The following is a 2,776-nucleotide window of genomic DNA, read 5'->3' as shown; positions in this document are numbered from 1 at the left end:
GCGCCGAGCCGTCGGCCCGCCGCAAGCCTCTGGCCCTTCGGTGGCACCGAGACGCCGACCCGAACGCAGATCGGGCATGGCTCATCAAAGACCTCGTGCCGGAGAGCGGGAAGGGCCTGCTGTCCGGCCAATGGGGTTCGGGCAAGACGTTCGGCGCCCTCGATATGTCCGCATCAACTATGACGGGGCATTCCTTCGCCGGCCGGCGTGTTCTCCGTCGCGGCGGCACCCTGTTCATTGCCCCCGAGGGTGCATCGGAGATCCCGATCCGGTTGCGCGGCCTAGTCGCCGGCAAGATCGCAGAGAATGCCATGGCCGACGCTGCATCCGGCGTCGCCACGGTTGACCCGGACGACCTGCCTTTCGCCTGGATCGAGGAATGCCCGCGCTTGGTCGATGCCGGGGCGGTTGAAGACCTCATCGTCGTGGCGGATCAAGCCGCGGTCGAGATGCGCCAACGGTACGACCTCCCGCTCACGCTCATCATCGTGGACACCGTAGCGGCAGGCGCCGGGTTCGATGACGAGAACAGCGCGGCCGAGACCCAGCGGGTGATGAGCGCCCTAGAGCGGTTGAGCCAGCACACAGGCGCCTTCGTGTTCGGCGTGGATCACTTCGGCAAATCCACCGAGACCGGCACCCGCGGATCATCCGCGAAGGAGGCCGCGGCCGACGTGGTGCTCGCCATGCTGGCGAACCGAGACGAGGCCGGCAACACCTCGAACACGCGGATGGCCGTGCGCAAGCTCCGCGGCGGCCGGATCGGGCAAGAAACTCCCTACACGCTAGATCAGATCGAGATCGGTCAGGACCGATGGGGCGACCCGATCACGACATGCGTCGTGAACTGGCAGACCGACAGGACGAGCGCCGCAGCCACTTCGTCCGCAAAGAGCCGCTGGCCGGTCTCACTGAAGGTTTTCCAGTCGGCAATGCAAAATGCCCTCGCTGGACAGAGCCAGCGCATCAGGCCGTTCGGCGGGGAAGGCCCCGAGGTGCTGGCCGTTCAAGAGGGCCACGTCCGGGCAGAGTTTCAGAACAATTACGCGACGACCGGGGAGACCGCCGCCAACCGGGCCGAGGCGAGGAAAAAAGCGTTTCAGCGAGCCGTGAGGACCGCGCAGGACCGTGGCCTGATCGGCGCCCACGAGACGGGCGGCACCCTTCATTTTTGGCTCGCCCATGACGAGTGACCTTTCCGCGAACCCGAGGGGGACAATCGGGACACTCCTTGTAGTCGTGTCCCGTCTGTCCCCCCTCATGGGCGGGACACAGGGGGACAAATGTCCCGGATGTCCCGTTTGTCCCGCTACGCTTAGAGCCGCCCCTGAGGTGGCCCGATGACCGCCCCCGCCGACCATTTCGGCCCCTGGCGCCAGGACATCGATCCGGCCGAGCACTTGGCCTGGCTCCACTCAGATGCTGATGCTCGATGCTCCGGCCTCAGCGGCCTGCTTTACAGTGGCACCACCACGCAGAGCGGCTGCAACGGCGGCAGAGGCTGTATCGATAGCTGCAGCTCTGTCATCCCCGTAGTCACGGCTGTAATCTCGGTTAGCTTTGGAGCTCGCCTCGTAATTATCTGGAAATCTGCTGTTTATCCGCTGATTGAGCACCATCATGGCCGTGCTAAAATTGGACGAAAAATCACCGCTCTCGGCAATATCTATGCCCTGCATTTGTCTCCTCTGTGCGGAACTATTCTTCGATTTTGAGCTGCCGAAGAATATTTTGAGCGATTGTAAAAAACCCATGGGTTCCACCAGCTGAAGTTGAGAGAGGGAAGAAATTGAGCATCACAGTAGCAGCCAAACAGCGGAAATTGCCATGAAGCGTCCTCTAACGACCAACCTCTCCGCACCGCCCCGCAAACCGGCTGACGTACCCGAGCCTGAGGCATCTACACCGGCGACTTGTCGGGAAACCGCACCCATCGTGGCCGCACTGGAAGCCATCCTGACGGCGATGGAGAGCGGGCCGAAGGTCGGCCCTGCCGTGAAGGCGTACCGCTCGGCTATTCGTCGCCACGGCCAGGAGGCCGCTGCGATCAGCGGGTCCGACGCGATGGAGGCGGTGCTTCGTCAGGTCGTAGACGCGGCCCCGGATCAGGTTGGGCGCGAGGCTGTCCTTACAGAGGCATGGGCTGGTCTGCCGGGATGGCGGACATGATGCCCACCATCCCAAGCCTACTCGCTGCATCGTCAGGCCCTTCAGCCCAGCGGCAGCCAGCCGGTGTGTCAGTTCAGTTCGTCCGACGCATTGGCTCGCGAGCCCGGCGCGGCGAAATCCTCGTCTGTCATCCGCAGATGCTCGGTGGGTTCCGAAAGCCGCTCATAGGTCTGCTTTGCCGTTCCCTCGATCACATCACGATGCGACTCGAAGAACTCGACAGGTCCAAGCCTGGTCGCGCCAAATTCGGCATGGATCACCTTCCCGTCCTCGATCATCTCGAACGCTACAATGTTCGGATCAGCGTCCGAGATGCGGGCGTTCTGATCGGCGTGCTTTTCGAGGGCCATGGAACAGTGTCCGGCTGGCAACGACTGATCGCCGTCGCACAGAGCCTTGAACTAGCGTTTGATAACGCCGCTGACAGGCGGTGCAAGACATCCCATCGACGACGTTCGCGTCACCATCCGAGGCCAAGCGCGGTCGTGTCCCTAGGCGTGGTGTAGCTTGGTGAGGGCCACCACGATCACCGGCTTGGGCCGGGACGATCAGGCTGCGAGGGTGGGCAGGCTGACGAGGGGATCATCGCCGATCGGGGCGATGCTTT

3 protein-coding genes are annotated in these 2,776 nt (G+C 63.3%); 2 read left to right on the top strand and 1 reads right to left on the bottom strand.

Features of this window, described 5'->3' with window-relative positions:
• Nucleotides 1–29 precede the first annotated feature (29 nt).
• Entirely contained in the window at nt 30–1,193 is a 1,164-nt protein-coding gene (locus FV234_RS25605; RefSeq protein ID WP_246686313.1) for an AAA family ATPase, read from the top strand.
• A 147-nt stretch (nt 1,194–1,340) separates the two neighbouring features.
• Nucleotides 1,341–1,715, top strand: coding sequence for a hypothetical protein (locus FV234_RS26555; protein ID WP_210250994.1), 375 nt, complete (start codon nt 1,341–1,343; stop codon nt 1,713–1,715).
• Between the two features lie 522 nt (nt 1,716–2,237).
• On the opposite strand, the gene FV234_RS25590 is transcribed toward FV234_RS26555, so the two are convergent.
• The gene (locus FV234_RS25590; RefSeq protein ID WP_147832414.1) at nt 2,238–2,519 is read right to left on the bottom strand and encodes a hypothetical protein; all 282 of its coding nucleotides are present in this window, start codon (nt 2,517–2,519) and stop codon (nt 2,238–2,240) included.
• Between the last annotated feature and the right edge of the window lie 257 nt (nt 2,520–2,776).

The organism is Methylobacterium sp. WL8 (assembly GCF_008040045.1).
Lineage (GTDB): Bacteria > Pseudomonadota > Alphaproteobacteria > Rhizobiales > Beijerinckiaceae > Methylobacterium > Methylobacterium cerastii.
The sequence above is the reverse complement of the archived record's forward strand: the minus strand, read 5'-3'. Positions and strand labels throughout refer to the sequence as shown.

Bases quoted from the DNA above. Each gene is read 5' to 3' on its own strand.
- FV234_RS25590 (WP_147832414.1), bottom strand. From the start codon at position 2,519: ATGGCCCTCGAAAAGCACGCCGATCAGAACGCCCGCATCTCGGACGCT.
- FV234_RS26555 (WP_210250994.1), top strand. From the start codon at position 1,341: ATGACCGCCCCCGCCGACCATTTCGGCCCCTGGCGCCAGGACATCGAT.